Genomic DNA, 16,869 nt, shown 5'->3' on the forward strand with positions numbered 1-16,869 from the left:
GGTCGCTCGTTCGTTCAGGCGGGACAGTTTGGTCCGGGCGTTAGAAGCCGCCGCGGTCGATCAGGGGTAGGCGGCGGATCGCCCGCGAGATCAGGATGATTCCCGAGGAGAACGCATAGCCGCCGATCAGCCAGGCCAGGGCAAGCAGGCCAATGTGGGGGACGTGCACCAGGTAGAGGCCAAGCCCTCCGGTGATGGCCCCGCCGAGGGCGGGCATCCAGTGACCCGGGACTTCCCGGCTCGTGCTGGTGGCGGTGGACAGTTCGAAGAGCCCGACGGAGACGACCCAGCCAGCGATGATGTAGAGCAGCGCCAGCTCAGTAAGGCCGGGGCGCACGAGGGTGAGCACGCCGAGGCCCAGGACGATGAGCGTCTCGGACGTGAGGGGCTTGCGGTCGCCGACGATCGCGGAGAGGACCTCGGTCAGTCCGTAGGCGGTGGCGCCGACGCCGAAGGCCAGGACCAAGGTCTGGACTGCGAGGCCCGGGTAGGCAAAGGTCGCCACCCCCAGCAGGAGCAGGGCCAGGCCGGGGGCACCCGCGACCCAACGGCTGGTCGCCGAGGAAACTTTCATGCTGGGCTGGGCCGGGCCGCCACCGACAGCTTCGTCGGTCCGCCCCGAGGAGTCACCCTGTTCGCCGAGATTTTCTTGGTTTGACGGAGTCATGAGGAAGAAATCCCCCGATCCCGAAGACCGATCGTGGTCTTGGGGCCTGCCTTCGGGTGCCGAACCCGGGAAACGACGGACGCGGGAAGATCCCGACCAGGCCCGAAGATCCGCAAGACGAAACGAGGCGATGCAAGGCGATTCGAGTTTTTCGGCGGACGATTCGGGACGAGGAGGGTGGGGCGAACTCAGCGGCCGGTCGCGTGAAGGTCTCGCGACGGGTGCGGACGGTTGCCGATGGGGTGGAATCCTTCGGGCTTGGTCCGCGAGAGAGAGGAGAGAACTTCGACGATCCGGGTGGCAGCCCTTGCCGAGGCTCCGGGCTTGGCGACGTCCGCCCGGAGGTCGGCCAGCGTCTGCGACGCCAACTGCCTCGCCGCGGGATCACCCAGCCACCGACTCGCCCAGCCGGCGAGTTCGCCGGAGACGTCGTCGGCCGTCAGATACTCGGGCATCACTTCCCGGTCGGCCATCAGGTTCACCAGGCTGATGAACCGACTCTTGATGAACGGCCGGGCGATGATCAGGTCGATCCGGTTCACCTTGTAAAGGACGACAGAGGGAAGGGCCTCGACCATGAGTTCGAGCCCCACGGAGCCCGAGACAGCCCAGGCAACCTCCGCCATCCGAATTAATTCGGGCGTCCGCCCCGCATGCACGACGATGGGGAGCGTGAGCCCGGATTGGGCGATCTGATTAAGTATAAGCTGGCGGTGAGCCTCGTGAAGAGCACAAACCTCGAAATTTAACTCGAATTTCTCGCGAGCTAATTTCGAGGCCGCCTCCAGGAAGACGGGCATGTTGCGCAGGACTTCCTGGGTCCGCGACCCGGGGAGGATCGCCACCTTGCGGCCGGGGATCGCCCGCCGCTCGGCGAGGAAGGCCTCGTCGAGCTCGCGGCCATCGAGCTCGTCGAAATAGGGATGGCCCACGAAGATGGCCCCCTCGACCCCGCGATCGCGATACCACTGCGGCTCGAACGGCAGGCTGCATAGCAAGTGATCGACGTATTTGCGCACTTTCTTCACACGCCAGCCCGCCCAGGCCCAGATTTGGGGGGGGACGTAGTAGAACACCGGCACGCCGTGCCGCTTGGCCCGCTTGGCCAGGGCCCAGTGGAACCCCGGATAGTCGATCAGGATCACAGCATCGGGCCGCTCATCCCGGAAGTAGCGCTCGGCCTGATTGGCCAGGCCGATGAACTTGTGGAGATTGAGCAGGACTCGCAAGAACCACATCACGGCCAGGTCGACCAGGGGGAAGAGCAGCCTGGCCCCTTCCCGCTCCATGTGCGGGCCGCCGAACCCGACGATCTCGACGTCGGGCCGCAGACGCTTCAGCTCGCGAATCAGGTTCGCCGCGTGCAGGTCGCCGCTCGGCTCGCCTGCGGAGATGAATAACTTCATGATGTGCCTCTGCATCCTTGCCGGCGACGATGGCGCGAGTCCATTCGCGAAGATCCCTCTCAAGCTAGACGATCCCGGGCGAGTCGTGAAGGCGATTTGTCAAATTCGCGTGCCAATCCGAATGACGACCATGGCAAGCGGTCCTCCGCCTCAATCCCAGGCATGCCTCTTCAACCGAAGGACCGTCAAGGCTCCAACCCTTCCCAGGATCTCCCATTTTCTCTCGTGAGCTTAATTCACCGGGCCGGTCGACCAACTTGACATCGCCGAGCGTGATGCTTAATCTGCTTTCTCTGAGATTGAATCTCAGTGTCTAAACCCTCCTGGCTGAGCTGCGTCGTGGTCTCGCTCGCTCAGCCAAATATGCGAAAACGCGGACGCTGATCCGAATCTCGAACGGGAACTGATCCACAACGCTGAACGACAACCGGCAGTCCGAGGCTCAACGGGCCTCGGGGCGATCCTGGACCGGCCGGCCCCCTCACGGGTCGGCCCTTCGCCCAGATCCGGTGCGTCGGGAGGCAAGGCCGTGACGCCCCGACGGTGTCGCGGCTCGCTGGTGGATGGCCTGGTCCCCTGGCCTTCGACGATCTCGACTGTCGTCCGCGGACCGCACAACGCCCCTTCCCCCCAGGAGAGACCGACCGATGCGACGTCAGAAGCCCCGCGGATTCACCCTGATCGAGCTGCTCGTGGTGATCTCGATCATCGCCATCCTGATCGCGTTGCTGCTCCCCGCTGTCCAGAGCGCACGCGAGGCCGCCAGGCGGGCGCAGTGCACCAATAATTTGAAGCAGATCGCCCTGGCGTTCCACAATTACCACGACGTCAACGGCTGCTTCCCGTTCGCGCTCATCGGCCCGACCAAGTTCTCGGCCTTCACCGGCGTGCTCCCGTACATGGAGCAGACGCCCCTGTTCGCCACCTATAACACGGGGATGGCGGCCAGCGCGGTCGACAACACGACCAGCTCGAGCACCATGGTCGGCTCGTTCCTCTGCCCGACGATGATCGTCCCCTACACCAAGCCCGACTTCGCGGTGAGCGACTTCCTGGCCCCGACCAGCTACGTCACGTCCAACGGCAATGCCTACGCCAACCTCTACAGCGGCAGGCACCTCTACGGCCTGCCCACCGGCGTGATCATCGGCGCCACCACGACCAACAGCGGTGACACCGCGGCCCCGCTGACGACCATGACCTCGCCGCAGATCAGCATCGGGTCGATCACCGACGGGTCGTCCAACACCCTGTTCCTCGGCGAGCAAGACTACGGCTTGAAGAACGACTTCTTCAGCGCGACCAACAAGCGAGCGGGGCAGCTCCGCGGCGGCCAGGGCGTCTGGGCCCACGGCTATCCGCGCGGCCTGAACTTCTCCACCTGGGGGACGTTCAACCGCCACACCGTCACGGCCGACGTCACCAGCGAAGACAACGGGATCTACTCGTTCCGCAGCCAGCACCCGGGCGGCGGCAACTTCGCCTTCGCCGACGGCACCGTCCGCTACCTGAAAGACACCGTCACCAAGGCGGTCTACCGCGGCCTCTCGACCCGCGCCAGCGGCGAGGTCATCTCGGCCGACAGCTATTGATCAGCCGGCCGCCCTTGAAGCCTCCGACCCCCGGGTGCCTTCCCCCGAAAGTGGCACCCGGGGCGTGGGCCTCCGATCCCCCGATCGCCAACGACCGAAGACCGACGATCAGACCTGGACCCACCGACCATGCGATTTCGACGCACCCTCGCTTCGGCCACCGCGGCCCTCGCACTTCTGACCGCCGGCTGCGGCAACCCCACCGACCCCACGATCGTCTACAAGAAGCTGACCCCCGAGGAGTTCGCCAAGCTCCCGCCCGAGGAGCAGGAAACGCCCGAGGTCAAGGAGAACATGGGCGCCCTCTGGAAAGACCCGAACAACCCGAAGACCGCCACGAACCCGAAGCGTCGGCGTTGATCGGCCCGAGGCCCGGCGAGAAAGCCCCCCGATGAGCCGACGCGTCCTGATCGCCTGCGTCGCCGCCTGCGTGGCCACCGCGGGCCTGGCCCTCGGATTGCGCGAGCCGAAGGAGCAAGGTTCGGGCAAGCCGTTCCTGGAAGAACCGTGGACGGCAAGGACCGTCTCGGGCACGAAGATCGACCTGCGCTCGCCCGACCGCGGCGCCTCCGTCGTCATCTTCAATGCTCCACGCGACCTGGCCTCGCCGCGCACCGCCGAGGCCCTGCGCCAGGCCCACCCTGCGAACCGCGTCCAGGTCGTCGACATCTGCGTGGGAGACGTCCCCCCTCAGGGGTTGCCCCCCTTGCTCTCGGTCATCGACGATCGAGACGCGAAGCTCGCGCGCCGGTTCGGGGTCGGGGACCTGCCCGAGGCGTTCGTCCTGGTCGGAGACGGCAGGCTCTCCTATCGTGGAACGCTCGACGGGATTGACGAGGCTCTCGCCTCGGCGCTCTCGGGGCATGCGCCGGCAGCCATTTCGGATCAGGCCATCGCAACCCATCGGCCGGCGCCACCCATCGTCACCACTCCCACGTTCTATGGCGACGTCGAGCCGATCCTGCGGCGGAGTTGCCGGTCTTGCCACCAGCCCGGCCAGTCGGCCCCCTTCTCGCTGATCACGCACGCCCAGGCGGCCAAGCGAGCCGGCGACCTGGCCGACGTCGCGGAACGTCGGCTGATGCCCCCCTGGAAGCCCGACCCGGCCGAGTCGCCCCCCCTGCTCCACGACCGGACCCTGCTCGCCGACGAGATCGCCACTCTCCGCGCCTGGGCCGACGCCGGCGCCCCCGCGGGTCAGGCCCTTTCCAGAACGCCTGAGCCGGCCGCCGCGAGCATCAACCCCTCGGGCTGGGCCCTGGGCGAGCCCGACCTGATCCTGGAGATGCCCGAGGAGTTCGCCATCCCGGCCGAGGGAGGCGACGTCTACCGCTGCTTCGTGATGCCGACGAACGAGCCGACCGACCGCGCGATCACCGCCATCGAGGTCCAGCCCGGCAACCCCAGGGTGGTCCATCACACATTCAGCTATCTGGACGTCAGAGGCCTGGGTCGGGAGCGTGACACGAGCGACCCTGGGCCCGGCTATATGTGCTTCTCCGGCTTCACCGGCGACCGGATCTTCGGCGCCCTGGGGGGCTGGACGCCGGGCAACGAGGCCCATTTCTACGGCGAAGGAATCGGCCTGAACCTGCCGAAAGGGGCCGACGTGGTGATGCAGGTGCACTATCACCCCAGCGGCAAGCCCGAGACCGACCGCACCCGGCTGGGCATTCACTTCGCACGCAAGCCCATCCGCCAGTCGCTGCAATGGATCTCCGCCTGCGCCGATCCCGAGACCTTCGAACTGCCCCCGGACGAGTCCAGGATCCTGGTCGAGGCCGAGCTGACGATCCCGATGGACGTCGACCTGCACGCGATCACGCCGCACATGCACCTGCTCGGCCGGATGATCACCGCCAGCGTGAACACCCCCGACGGCCGAACACGGCCGCTCATCCACATCGACGACTGGGATTTCAATCGCCAGGACACCTATTACCTGCGCGAGCCGATGCACCTGCCCGAAGGCTCGGTCATCCGCGTCCTGGCCCGGTTCGACAACTCGGCCGGGAACGCGCGCAACCCGTCCAGCCCGCCTAAAGGCGTGCGCTGGGGCGAGGCGACCACCGATGACATGATGATCCTCTTCCTGGCGCTCACCCGATCGGGCCAGGACCTGACCCAGCCGGGTTCCAAGGACGACTTCATGGACGAGTTCTTCCGCAGGGCTGCCAGCCTGCCCGGGACCTCGGCCGCGAAGACGACCGAAGCACCGCCCGACAAGCCCGCGAACTGATCGCGTGTGCGTTCAGACCCAGGGGTTGTAGGTGCCGATGGTCCAGACCTGCCCCTCGGGATCGCGGCAGGTGAAGCTTCGGCCGCCAAAGTCTTCGTCCTTGATCTCGATGACGATCTCAGCCCCCGCCTTCTTGGCGCTTGCGTAAACCGCGTCGGCGTCGTCGACGATCATGCAGACGCTCTGGGTCACGAAGCCGCCGACCTGCTCGGGCCGCTTCATCAAGCGGCCGTATTCGGTGTCGCCGCACGACCCGAGCATGATCATCCCTCCACCGGAGGTCAGCTGGGCGTGGGCGATCGTCCCGTCATCGTTGCGGATGACGAGCTGGGCTTGCAGGCCGAAGGCGCGGTCCAGCCAGTCGATCGCAGCGGGAGCGTCGCGGTAGCGCAGGCATGAGATCAGGCTCGACCTGGGCGATTGCTCCGACATTGACGGCTCCTTTTCCTGGGTCCGATCGATCCGAGATCCACCCCTCGAACGGGGCGGTCGGCCAGACAATACGGGAATCGGGACGACGTTCCAGCCCACTCTCGTTGCGACCGGTTCGCGCCCGGCCCAGGTTCGCCGCTTGCCGGCAGGCACGCGAGATGCAAGCGTCCCCACATCCAACGGGCGGCGAACGGTTGCCAACCACCCCCGCCTTCCTCGATAGTTGGCCCTGAACCTCGATCGCCCCCACCGGTCCCGAGCATCCCCACGCATGATCGAGCTACGCCGCATCTCCAAGTCATACAACGGCAAGGTGGTCTTGCCCCCGCTCGACCTGACCTTCGCCACGGGCAAGACCACCGTCCTGATCGGCCCGAGCGGGTGCGGCAAATCGACGATCCTGCGGACGATCATCGGCCTGGTCGTGCCCGATGAGGGGACGGTCGTCATCGGCGGCAAGCTGCTGACGCCCGAGACCGCCGAAGCCGTCCGTCGTGGGCTTGGCTACGTGATCCAGGACGGAGGCCTCTTCCCCCACCTGACGGCGCGAGGCAACGCGGCGCTGCTGGCCCGCCACCTTGGCTGGGATGAGCCGAGGATCGCGGCGCGGATCGACGAGCTTGCCGAGCTGACCCAGTTCCCGCGCGACGGCCTCGACCGCCATCCCGGACAGCTTTCGGGCGGCCAGAGGCAGCGTGTCGGCCTGATCCGCGCCCTGATGCTCGACCCCGACGTCGTCCTGCTCGACGAGCCGCTCGGGGCGCTCGACCCGATGGTCCGGGCCGAGTTGCAGGCCGACCTCCGGGGCATCTTCCGATCCCTGAACAAGACCGTCGTGATGGTCACCCACGACCTGGCCGAGGCCGGCTGGTTCGGCGACGAGATCGTCCTGCTCCGCGCCGGCCAGGTCATGCAGCGCGGGCCGCTGGACGCCTTGATCGAGTCGCCCGCCGACCCGTTCGTCACCCAGTTCGTCCGGGCCCAGCGTGGGCTGGTCGAGATCCCCCGCGGAGCCGACTCGTGATCTATCTCGCGGCCTTCCTGCTCGTCGCCCAGGCGTCCCCCGCCGACCATGAGGTCCGCGTCGGATCGAAGGTCTTCACCGAGTCGGTGATCCTCGGCGACCTGGCGACCCAGATGATCCGCGCCGAGGGGGGCAAGGCCGTCCATCGTCGCGAACTGGGCGGCACCCAGATCCTCTTCCACGCCCTGGAGGCCGACGAGCTGGACGTCTATCCCGAGTACACGGGGACGATCTCGGGCGAGATCCTCGCCGGCAAGGTGGCCGCCGGCGACGACTCGCTGCGGGCCGCGCTGAAAGCCCGGGGGATCGGGATGAGCCGGCCGCTCGGATTCAATAACACCTACGCGATCGGCATGCGAGAGGACGTCGCCGCCAGGCTGGGCATCGTCAAACTTTCCGACCTGGCCGGCCATCCAACCTTGAAGTTCGGATTCGGCAATGAGTTCATGGAACGCGCCGACGGCTGGCCCGGCCTGCGCGACCGCTACCGACTTCCCCAGCGCGACACCCGAGGCCTGGACCACGACCTCGCCTATCGGGCCCTGGAGGCGCGCGAGATCGACGCCACCGAGCTTTATTCCACCGACGCCGAGATCAAGGCGCAGAAGATCCGGGTGCTCGCCGACGACGAGGGGTTCTTCCCCCCTTATCAATGTGTCCTGCTCCACCGGCTCGACCTGGAGCGGCGTTCCCCCGAGGCGTTCGCCGCCCTGAAACGACTCGAAGGGACGATCGACGAAGGCAAGATGATCGCGATGAACGCGAGGGCCAAGTTCGATCGGGTTCCCGAGGAGCGCGTCGCGGCCGACTTCCTGGCGAGCCGATTCGGCATCAATGCGGAAGTCGCCTCGAATTCGAGGATGTCGCGCATCCTGTCGAGGCTCGTCGAGCACATGGGATTGGTGAGCGTCTCCTTGACCCTGGCGATCCTGGCGGCGATCCCGCTCGGCATCGTCGCGGCCAAGCGACCGAGAATCGGGGCCTGGATCCTGGGCGCGACGAGCGTGATTCAGACGATCCCATCGCTGGCCCTGCTCGTGTTCATGATTCCATGGCTGGGCATCGGGGCCAAGCCGGCGCTCGTCGCCCTGTTCCTCTACAGCCTGCTGCCGATCGTGAGGAGCACCGCGACCGGACTGCTCGAGATCCCCCCGTCGCTCCGCGAGAGTGCGCAGGCCCTGGGGCTGCCCGCCTGGGCGCGATTGCGGCTCGTCGAGCTGCCGATGGCGACGCGCGGCATCCTCTCGGGGATCAAGACGGCCGCGGTCATCAACGTGGGGACCGCCACGATCGGCGCCCTGATCGGCGCGGGGGGCTTCGGCCAGCCGATCCTGACGGGCATCCGCCGCGACGACCTGGGCCAGATCCTCTTCGAGGGGGCCATCCCCTCGGCGATCCTGGCCCTGGCCGTGCAGACCGGGTTCGACCTCGCCGAGCGTTGGCTCGTCCCGCGCGGGATGAAGGGTTAGCGAGCTCAGGCGACGGTGAGGTGCTGGACCGCGAAGTAGCCGAGCGGGTCGAGCCACTGACGGCCGAGCGACCAGCCTGCGTCGTCGGTCATCGCCCGGATATGTTCGAGCGAATACTTGTGCGAGTATTCGGTCAGGATCGTCTCCCCCTCGGCGAAGTCGAACGTGGCCGGGCCCACCGTTACGGCCTGCGGCTTCAGGCTGACCAGGTGCATCTCGATCCGTTCATGCTCCGGGACGTGGACCGCTCGGTGCTCGAAGGCATCGAGGTCGAAGTCGGCCCCCAGCTCGCGATTGGCCCGGATCAGGACGTTGCGGTTGAACTCGGCCGTCACGCCCAGCCGGTCGTTGTAGGCGGGGATCAGGACCGCCGGGTCCTTGTCCAAGTCGAAGCCGATCAGGAGGCCTCCCCCCGGACCGACCATCTCGGCGATCCGGCGCAGCAGGCGGCGGGCCGCACGCGGTTGGAAGTTGCCGATCGTCGAGCCGGGGAAGTAGACCACCCGTCGCGCCCGAGGGTCGCCGGTGTGCGGGATCGGCAGGTTCTCGGTGAAATCGGCCGCGACGGGCATGATCCGCAGGCCCGGGAACGTGTCGGCGAGCGAGCCGGCCGACCGCACCATATGCTCCGCCGAGATGTCGACCGGGATGTACGCACGGGGAGTGCGCAGGGCCGCCAGCAGGAGCCGGGTCTTCAGGCTGCTGCCGCTGCCCAGCTCGATCAGAGCGATGTCTTCCCCCAGCTCGTGGGCCATCTCGGGGGCGTGGTCGCGGAGGATCGATAGCTCGGTGCGGGTGGGGTAGTACTCGTCGAGGTCGCAGATCTGGTCGAAGAGGTCCGACCCATGCTCATCGTAGAAATATTTACAGGAGATTTCCTTCTGGGTTCGGCCGAGGCCCGCGATCAGGTCGTCCAGGAAGGGGGCACGCGCGGAGGGGTTGCGCGCGCGGTCGCCCTTCGTGAGTGTCGTTGATTTCATCAATCTTTGGCCAATCTGATGCCGGACACTTGCCAACGTGTCTCGGCGGGGAAGAAGTTACGGTAAGTCGCCCGGATATGCGAGGCGGGGGTCAGGCACGATCCCCCTCGCAGGACGAGTTGATTGCACATGAATTTGGAGTTGTATTCGCCCAGGGCCCCTTCGGCCGGCCTCGCGCCCGGGTAGGGGATGTAGGGGCTGCGGGTCCATTCCCAGGCGTCGCCGAACATCTGAGCAAGTCCCGGGCCGGCGGCGGCCTCGGGGTGGAACGCCCCGGCTTCCAGGAAATTCCCGGCCTGTTCAACCCGGCTCGCGGCAAACTCCCACTCCGCCTCGGTCGGCAGCCTGGCCCCGGCCCAGCGTGCGTAGGCGTCTGCTTCATAGTAGCTGACGTGGCAAGCGGGCTCCGAGTCGTCGAGCGCCCGGAACCCATTCAGCGTGAACGCCGACCAGCCCCCGTCGGCCCGCTCCCAGTACGTCGGGGCGTTCCATCCCAGCCTCTGGACCGCGCCCCAGCCATCGGAGAGCCAGAACTCGGGCTTCCGGTAGCCGTCCGCCCCGATGAATTCGGCATACTCGCCGACCGTCACCAGCCGGGAGGCCAGGGCGAAGTCTTCCAGGTAGACCCGGTGTCGCGGCCCCTCGTTGTCGAACGCGAACCCCGGCCCGTCCGTCCCCAGCCATTCCAGCCCCCCCTCAAACGGCAGCCAGGTTAGTTCGGGCGCCCGCCTGGACGGGCGAACGACCGGCTCGACGTAGGCGGGCCGCAGCGGATTCTGGGCGAATGCGTACTTGAGATCGGTGAGGATCAATTCCTGATGCTGCTGCTCGTGGTTCAGTCCCAGTTCGACGACATCCGCGAGTGGGTCCCCCTCCGACAGGCAAGACTCCTCCATGAACGCGACCATGGCGTCATCGATCGCGCGGCGATACCGGTAGACGAAGTCGAGCGAGGGCCGGGTCATCAGGCCCCGTTGCGCCCTGGGGACGCGGTCGCCGATCGAGTTGTAATAGGAATTGAACAGGAAGTTGAACGCGGGATCGAACGGCCGGTAATCGGGCAGATGCGGGGTGAGGAGGAAGATTTCGAAGAACCAGGACGTATGTGCCAGATGCCACTTCACCGGGCTGGCATCGGGCATCGCCTGGACCTGGCAATCCTCGGGCGTGAGACGAAGAGAGATCGACTCGGTCATCGATCGCACGGCACGATAGCGGTCGACCAGCGACGGGCGGAACTCGGGCTTCTGGATGTCACTCCCAGGCAAAACTTCAGGTTCTCGATCAACTTGGATTGACATGTTTCATCCACCAGATCAAGCAAGACATCGGAGAGATCCGGTACGCCGGGAGTGGCCGCGAGCCGTCCATTTGATCCGTTCGGATTGCGGTTGCCCACCCTGGCCCAGCATCAGGTCTGCAAGCAGCAGGCCGAACGGATCGAAAACCGGAGCGGGCCTGCGAGTCAGAATACGCGGCGGACCGGGTTCGGCCAGGGTCGATTGTCGAGTGAGGATGGACCGACCGCGGATCCATGACCTAGACTTGAACGGCGAAATCCCGAAGCGGGTTCGCGTCCGCACTCATCCGGTCTCCGTCCGTCGTCCGCAGGACTTGGAGGACGCCTTGATGCCCGTCGCTCGCCGACCGAAATTCTCGCCCTCGTCCCTCGAGCTGCTCGAAGGCCGGACGCTGCTCAACGGGTCCCAGCTCGCACGCGTCGCGGCGGCCCATCCGGCGGCGGTCACGTTGCTGACGGCCTCGGCGATCAAGACCGATCCGGGCGCGGCCGCGGCGATCACGTCCGCCCTCCGCGGGGGAATCGGCAGCGAGTGGGCGACCTTGATCCGCAAGCAGGTGCGCAACCCGCTGGCGGTCGTTCGCTCCTTCAGCACCAATCAGGCGTCAACCTACACCGTCAACGGCCTGACCTTCCGCACCCCGGCCGCGCAGCCGGCCTTCACGGGCAGGGCATACGACCAGCTCCTGCCGACCGCGGCCGGCGCGGCCGTGTTCAAGCGGAATGTCTTCGAGCTGGCCGCCGTGATGCGCGGGGAGTTCCGCAATCCCGAGACGTCCTACTACGTCTTCGCCCTCGACCGAGGCGCCGGCGCCCGTCTGGGCCCGACGTTCGCCTCGCGGCCTGGCATCACGCCCGACGCCCTGGTCACGATCACCGTCGGCCCTTATGGCTCGTCGGCGTCGGGCACCATCCGCGACCTATCCGACGGCTCGACCCAATCGATCGACCCGGCACGCATCAAGATCCAGGGGGCCACGCTCCGGGTCTTCCTCGATACCGGCCAGGTCCCCTCGCGGGGGGCGGCGCTTGCTCAATATCGGTTCTCGATGTGGACCCAGACCCAGCCGGGATCGGACCTCGCCAACGTCGCCGGCTTTGCGCCGGATTCGACGATGGTGAGGATCGCGGTCCTGAAGAACGTGGCCGCCCGCCGCTGATCGGGTCAGGCGGGCGAGGAGGCCATGATCTCGCGGACGATCCTGGCCTTCTGGCCGTTGGTCAGGCGCTGCTCGCGGCCGTTGGCGTTGTAGACCAGGGTCTCGTGGTCGAGGCCCATCAGGTTCAGGACGGTCGCCTGGAAGTCGTTGGGGGTGACGACGTTCTCGACGGCCTTATGGCCCACCTCGTCGGTGGCGCCATAGGTCATGCCGCCTTTGATCCCGCCGCCGGCCATCCAGAGCGAGAACCCCTGGCCGTTATGGTCGCGGCCCGAGGTGTCGTCCAGGTTCCCCTCGCTGACCGGCAGTCGGCCGATCTCGCCCCCCCAGTGCACAATCGTGGTGTCCAGCAGTCCGCGTTGCTTGAGATCCAGGACCAAGGCCGCCGAGGGCTTGTCGGTCTTGCGGCAGATCGCGGGCAAGCCGGTGCGGATCGCCTGGTGATTGTCCCAGGGCTGGCCGCCCAGGAAGAGCTGGACGAACCGGACCCCGCGCTCGACCAGCCGCCGGGCGATCAGGCAGCGCGTGCCATACTCGCGGGTCAGGTCCTGGTCGAGCCCATACATCTTCTTGATGTATTCGGGCTCGTTGCTGACGTCGAGCGCCTCCTTGGCGGCCGTCTGCATGTGCGAGGCGAGCTCGTAGCTCTGGATGCGTGTCTCGAGGTCGGACTCGCCCGGGTGGGCCCCCTGGTGGCGTCGGTTGAGCGTGTTCAGGAACTCGAGGTTCTGCGCCTGGAGCGGCCCGCCCAGGTGCGGCGGCGGGTCCAGGTTCAGGATCCTCGGCTCTTGCGGGCGCAGGACGGTCCCCTGATAGAGCGGCGGCATGAAGCCGTTCGACCAGTTGTGGGAGGCGTCGACCGGGACCCCGTCGGGGTCGGACAGGACCATGTACGCGGGCAGGTCGCGAGACTCGCTGCCCAGGGCGTAGACGACCCAGCTCCCCAGGGTCGGCCGACCCGTGATGCCGGCGACCCCGTTGTGGAAATAGCGGATCGAGACCTCGTGGCCGTTGTGCCCGGTGTGCATCGATCGGACGATGCACAGGTCGTCGACGATCTTGGCGGTCTCGGGGAGCAGCTCGGAGACCTCGGTTCCGCACTGGCCGTGCTTGGCGAACTTCCAGGGGGAGCCGAACAGCTTCTTGCTGGCCCGGTTGACGAAGCTGAACCCCACCTCGCCGCCGTAGTCGGTGCCGTGGTGCTTGGTCAGGTCGGGCTTGGGGTCGAACAGGTCGACGTGCGACGGCCCGCCGTGCATGAACAGCGAAATCATCGCATTCGCACGCGAGGGGGCCTGGGGGGCCCTCGGCCTCAGGTCGAGCGGCAGGTTCTCGCCCGGCTTCTTGGGCGTGTCGGCGGCGAGGAGGCCCTCCTGACGGAGCAGGTGGGCGAGCGCGAAGGCCCCCACGCCGAAGCCCGTCTCCGCCAGGAATTCCCGCCGGTTGCGTCCGCGAGGATCAATCCACATAGAGAAACTCGTTCGAGCTGAGGAGTTGCTGGCAGAGGTTCGTCAACGCGGTTCGCTCGCGATCGGCCGCCCCGGCCCGGGCCAGCGTGGTGAGCTGGCCCTCGACGAAGACGCAGGCCGCGTCGAGCTCGTCGGGGGTGATCGGCCGGCGATAGGTCAGGGGCCAGGCGTGCGCGATCATCTGGGGGATGGAAACCGTCATCGGCCCCTGGAAGTCGGCCGAGGCATCCCAGACTCCCGCCGGGTCGCCCGATGACTGGCTGAGCGTGACCTTGGGGGCCCACTCGAATGTGTCGCAGTCATGGCCTTCGACGCAATCGACGGCGAAGTCGATCGTGTCGCCGGCCTGCACCTCGATCCGGGGGACGTCGGTGGCCGCCTCGCCCCGGGTGGCCCGCCAGGTCCCGAGCAGGCCGGCCCTCGACGAGACGACGCGTGCACGGACGCCGTCGCCGGTCGCACCGCCGTGCTTGAGCTTGCCCGAGACGGCGACGAACCCCGCGGCGGGCGCCACCCATCGGCGGATCGTGGCGTGCTGGGCGTCGTTGCCCGCGTGGCCGCCGCCCGAGGTCAGCATGCTCCAGCCGGCCTCGGCGTCGGGGAGCGAGGCCCCCCCCTGCCAGGCCGTGCCGCTCCAGTGGGCCATGGGGGTGAACCCTGTGATGCGCTGGCTGGCCTCATCGAACGGGCCGTGGCCATACTGCCAGGCCGAGGCCGGCCGCGTGATCTGCCCCGAACGCGAGGCGGTCAGCTCGGCCGCGTATCCGACGGGGGTCTCGACGGCGAGGCGTCGGGCGAGCATGCCGGCACGCTTGAGGATGAAGTCGCTATTCATGAGCATGAGCGACTGCATCGACGACGTGCTGGGAGTGCGCCGGTCGCAGTTCACCGCCATGATCGGGGCGTCGAAGGCGGCGAGGAACGAGACGGGCTTGGTTCGCAGCGACTGCAAGTAGATGCTCCGCCGCGCCGAGTCGCCCGCGGGCATGACCTGGCCGCCGATGTCTTCGGACACCGCGACCGGCGGCCCGAACTGGGTCAGGTCGAGCTGACCGCTGACCGCCAGGATCCGGTCCCGCATCGATTCGGCGTCGAGCCGTCGCAGCGGGGCCCGGCCGTACAGGATGTTGTCCTGGTCGACCGCATCCTGGGCCGGATTCCTGCGCGAGGTCTGCCGGTAGGCGGTCGACGTCATGATCAGGCGATGGATCGCCTTGAGGCTCCACCCACGATTGGGCAACTCGCCGGCAAGCCAGTCGAGCAGTTCCGGGTGCGAGGGCCGCCTGCCCAGCACGCCGAAGTCCCCCGGGCTGTCGACCAGACCCCGTTCGAAGTGGTGGAACCAGATCCGGTTGGCGAGCACGCGATTGACCAGCGGATGCGTCCCGTTCATCAGGTGACGGGCATACGCCAGGCGTCGGCCGGACGTGGGGAGCGAAGGGTCCTTGGGGGGGACGTCGAACCGCTTCCCCTCCTCGGCCGCGATGGTGAGGTCGCCGGGCTCGATCGTCTGGAGCGGCTGCCGATGATCGCCTCGGTGGAACAGCTTGGTCTCGGGGACCACGCCGGGGACCTCGTCGACCACGCTCACGAAGTCTTCGGGGGTCTTCTCGGCACGCTTCGCGGCGACCTTCTCCCGATCCTTCTTCAGCTCGTCGGCGGCCGGCTGGTTGTACTGGTAGAGGACCCCCTCGCTGATGTTGGCGCTCGGGTTGGCCGCGAGCAAGGCCTTCTGCTCCTCCGTCCGCTTGTCTGCGGGTGCCTCATACGCGGCCTTCAGCGCGGCCCGCTGGGCCTCGGGGAACGTGGTCAGGTGCTTGTCGAAGGCCGCGGCCAGGAACTTGACGACCTTGGCGTTCACCACCGCGTCCATCGCCACCGCCTCGGCCTCGATCGCCGCGGAGCGGGCCCGGTCGGCGTCGTGATAGAGCGAGACGAGCCGCTGGCCCGGTCGACGCCAATGGTTGGGGTCGAGGGCGGGCTCGAACACGGCGCGGAGGCGGAAGTAATCCGACTGCGGGATCGGGTCGTACCGATGATCGTGGCACTGGGCACAGCCCACGGTCAGGCCAAGCAACGACGAGCTGACGATCTTCAGCGTGTCGGCCACCACCTGGTTCGAAGCCAGGGGCTCGTCGGGCGAGCCGGTTGTCGTCGCGTCGACGGCCGTCCGCAGATACCCGGTCGCGGCCAGGGTCTCGGCCTGGTCGGGGGCCAGGTTGGTCCAGGGGCGCGGGACCAGCTCGTCGCCGGCCATCTGCTCGATGATGAACCGGTCGAGCGGCTTGTCGGCGTTCAGGGAACGGATCACGTAATCGCGATACTTGTACGCGTAGGGCCTCGGCGTGTCCTCGCCGCCGTTGCCGTCGGAGTCGGCATAGCCCGCGACGTCCAGCCAGTGCCTGGCCCAGCGCTCGCCGTACCGGGGCGACTCCAGCAAGGCGTCGATCATCCGCTCATAAGCGTCCGGCGAGGTGTCGGCCAGGTAGGCGTCGATCGACTCCTGCGAGGGGACGAGCCCCGTCAGGTCGGCGCTCGCGCGACGGATCAGGGTCAGGCGGTCGGCCTCGGGCGAGAACGCCAGCCCCTTCTCCTTGAGCTTCGCCACCAGGAACGCGTCGATCGGCGTCCGCACGCGGTCTTCGGGCTTCGCCTCGGGCGGTACGGGCTTGGAGATCGGCTGGAAGGCCCAGAAGGCGCGGTCTTCGGGGGTGATGTCGATGCCCGGCGGCAGGTTCTCCGGCTCGACCCTCGATGTCACCGCGCCCGCGGCGATCCAGCGCTCGATGATGGCGATCTGCTCGGGCGGCACCTTCTTCTCGCCGGGCGGCATCTCGCCGTCCTGCATCCGCATCAGCAGCAGGCTGTCGTCGGGCTGGCCCGCGACCAGGCCCGCGCCGGTCCTGCCCCCGCGCTCGGCGAGCCGCTTCAGCCGCAGGTCGAGCTTCCCCTTCGGCTTGCCGGTCCCGCCGTGGCAGTCCAGGCAATATGCCTTGAAGATCGGGCGGACGTCCCGCTCGAAGACCGGCGTCTCCCCGGCCGTTGCCCTCCCGAGCAGGCCCAGGACGCCGATCGCGACGGTCAGGCGGAGAGCATGCATGGCGGTCCCGGCGGCATGACGGCCGGTGTCG

The 16,869-nt window shown here is 67.6% G+C and carries 13 protein-coding genes; 6 read left to right on the forward strand and 7 right to left on the reverse strand.

The window, feature by feature from the left end; all coding sequences use genetic code 11:
- Positions 1-40: 40 nt before the first annotated feature.
- Together EP7_RS24585 and lpxB are read right to left on the reverse strand one after the other, a co-directional pair.
- Positions 41-667, reverse strand: coding sequence for an HdeD family acid-resistance protein (locus tag EP7_RS24585; protein ID WP_463524853.1), 627 nt, complete (start codon positions 665-667; stop codon positions 41-43).
- A gap of 188 nt (positions 668-855) precedes the next feature.
- Positions 856-2,073, reverse strand: a complete 1,218-nt coding sequence (lpxB, locus tag EP7_RS24590) for a lipid-A-disaccharide synthase (RefSeq protein WP_463524854.1) — start codon at positions 2,071-2,073, stop codon at positions 856-858.
- A 647-nt stretch (positions 2,074-2,720) separates the two neighbouring features.
- Between lpxB and EP7_RS24595 the strand changes: the two genes are divergently transcribed.
- The 3 genes from EP7_RS24595 to EP7_RS24605 all read left to right on the forward strand — a co-directional run bounded on the left by EP7_RS24595 (position 2,721) and on the right by EP7_RS24605 (position 5,904).
- Positions 2,721-3,665, forward strand: a complete 945-nt coding sequence (locus EP7_RS24595) for a DUF1559 family PulG-like putative transporter (RefSeq protein WP_463524856.1) — start codon at positions 2,721-2,723, stop codon at positions 3,663-3,665.
- Positions 3,666-3,794: 129 nt separating this feature from the next.
- Positions 3,795-4,025 (forward strand): oxidoreductase, encoded by a 231-nt coding sequence (locus tag EP7_RS24600; protein WP_463524857.1) that lies wholly within the window; start codon positions 3,795-3,797, stop codon positions 4,023-4,025.
- A 31-nt stretch (positions 4,026-4,056) separates the two neighbouring features.
- On the forward strand, positions 4,057-5,904 hold the full coding sequence (locus EP7_RS24605) for a redoxin domain-containing protein (RefSeq protein ID WP_463524858.1): 1,848 nt from the start codon (positions 4,057-4,059) through the stop codon (positions 5,902-5,904).
- Positions 5,905-5,916: 12 nt separating this feature from the next.
- Here EP7_RS24605 and EP7_RS24610 read toward each other — a convergent pair whose 3' ends face one another.
- The gene (locus EP7_RS24610) at positions 5,917-6,336 is read right to left on the reverse strand and encodes a VOC family protein (RefSeq protein WP_463524859.1); all 420 of its coding nucleotides are present in this window, start codon (positions 6,334-6,336) and stop codon (positions 5,917-5,919) included.
- Positions 6,337-6,607: 271 nt separating this feature from the next.
- Here EP7_RS24610 and EP7_RS24615 point away from each other — a divergent pair, with 271 nt between their 5' ends.
- Both EP7_RS24615 and EP7_RS24620 read left to right on the forward strand, forming a co-directional pair.
- Positions 6,608-7,360, forward strand: a complete 753-nt coding sequence (locus EP7_RS24615) for an ATP-binding cassette domain-containing protein (RefSeq protein WP_463524861.1) — start codon at positions 6,608-6,610, stop codon at positions 7,358-7,360.
- On the forward strand, positions 7,357-8,829 hold the full coding sequence (locus tag EP7_RS24620) for an ABC transporter permease/substrate-binding protein (RefSeq protein WP_463524862.1): 1,473 nt from the start codon (positions 7,357-7,359) through the stop codon (positions 8,827-8,829). Before EP7_RS24615 ends, EP7_RS24620 begins: the two co-directional genes overlap by 4 nt.
- Before the next feature lie 5 nt (positions 8,830-8,834).
- Here the strand turns inward: EP7_RS24620 and egtD are convergent, their stop codons facing one another.
- The gene (gene egtD / locus EP7_RS24625) at positions 8,835-9,809 is read right to left on the reverse strand and encodes an L-histidine N(alpha)-methyltransferase (protein ID WP_463524863.1); all 975 of its coding nucleotides are present in this window, start codon (positions 9,807-9,809) and stop codon (positions 8,835-8,837) included.
- Positions 9,809-11,077 (reverse strand): ergothioneine biosynthesis protein EgtB, encoded by a 1,269-nt coding sequence (egtB, locus tag EP7_RS24630; protein WP_463524864.1) that lies wholly within the window; start codon positions 11,075-11,077, stop codon positions 9,809-9,811. The genes egtD and egtB overlap by 1 nt, the downstream gene beginning before the upstream one ends.
- Before the next feature lie 361 nt (positions 11,078-11,438).
- Between egtB and EP7_RS24635 the strand changes: the two genes are divergently transcribed.
- Positions 11,439-12,269 carry a hypothetical protein gene (locus EP7_RS24635; RefSeq protein ID WP_463524865.1) on the forward strand — a complete coding sequence of 277 codons (831 nt, stop codon included), beginning with the start codon at positions 11,439-11,441 and terminating at the stop codon, positions 12,267-12,269.
- Positions 12,270-12,274: 5 nt separating this feature from the next.
- Here EP7_RS24635 and EP7_RS24640 read toward each other — a convergent pair whose 3' ends face one another.
- Positions 12,275-13,738, reverse strand: a complete 1,464-nt coding sequence (locus tag EP7_RS24640; protein WP_463524866.1) for a DUF1501 domain-containing protein — start codon at positions 13,736-13,738, stop codon at positions 12,275-12,277.
- Positions 13,728-16,838 (reverse strand): PSD1 and planctomycete cytochrome C domain-containing protein, encoded by a 3,111-nt coding sequence (locus EP7_RS24645; RefSeq protein ID WP_463524867.1) that lies wholly within the window; start codon positions 16,836-16,838, stop codon positions 13,728-13,730. The genes EP7_RS24640 and EP7_RS24645 overlap by 11 nt, the downstream gene beginning before the upstream one ends.
- Positions 16,839-16,869: the final 31 nt, after the last annotated feature.

The organism is Isosphaeraceae bacterium EP7, from assembly GCA_038400315.1.
GTDB lineage: Bacteria > Planctomycetota > Planctomycetia > Isosphaerales > Isosphaeraceae > EP7.

Excerpts from the sequence above, each read along its gene's own strand:
- EP7_RS24585 (WP_463524853.1), bottom strand. The coding sequence starts at position 667 with ATGACTCCGTCAAACCAAGAAAATCTCGGCGAACAGGGTGACTCCTCG.
- lpxB (WP_463524854.1), bottom strand. The coding sequence starts at position 2,073 with ATGAAGTTATTCATCTCCGCAGGCGAGCCGAGCGGCGACCTGCACGCG.
- EP7_RS24595 (WP_463524856.1), top strand. The coding sequence starts at position 2,721 with ATGCGACGTCAGAAGCCCCGCGGATTCACCCTGATCGAGCTGCTCGTG.
- EP7_RS24600 (WP_463524857.1), top strand. The coding sequence starts at position 3,795 with ATGCGATTTCGACGCACCCTCGCTTCGGCCACCGCGGCCCTCGCACTT.
- EP7_RS24605 (WP_463524858.1), top strand. The coding sequence starts at position 4,057 with ATGAGCCGACGCGTCCTGATCGCCTGCGTCGCCGCCTGCGTGGCCACC.
- EP7_RS24610 (WP_463524859.1), bottom strand. The coding sequence starts at position 6,336 with ATGTCGGAGCAATCGCCCAGGTCGAGCCTGATCTCATGCCTGCGCTAC.
- EP7_RS24615 (WP_463524861.1), top strand. The coding sequence starts at position 6,608 with ATGATCGAGCTACGCCGCATCTCCAAGTCATACAACGGCAAGGTGGTC.
- egtD (WP_463524863.1), bottom strand. The coding sequence starts at position 9,809 with ATGAAATCAACGACACTCACGAAGGGCGACCGCGCGCGCAACCCCTCC.
- EP7_RS24635 (WP_463524865.1), top strand. The coding sequence starts at position 11,439 with ATGCCCGTCGCTCGCCGACCGAAATTCTCGCCCTCGTCCCTCGAGCTG.
- EP7_RS24640 (WP_463524866.1), bottom strand. The coding sequence starts at position 13,738 with ATGTGGATTGATCCTCGCGGACGCAACCGGCGGGAATTCCTGGCGGAG.
- EP7_RS24645 (WP_463524867.1), bottom strand. The coding sequence starts at position 16,838 with ATGCATGCTCTCCGCCTGACCGTCGCGATCGGCGTCCTGGGCCTGCTC.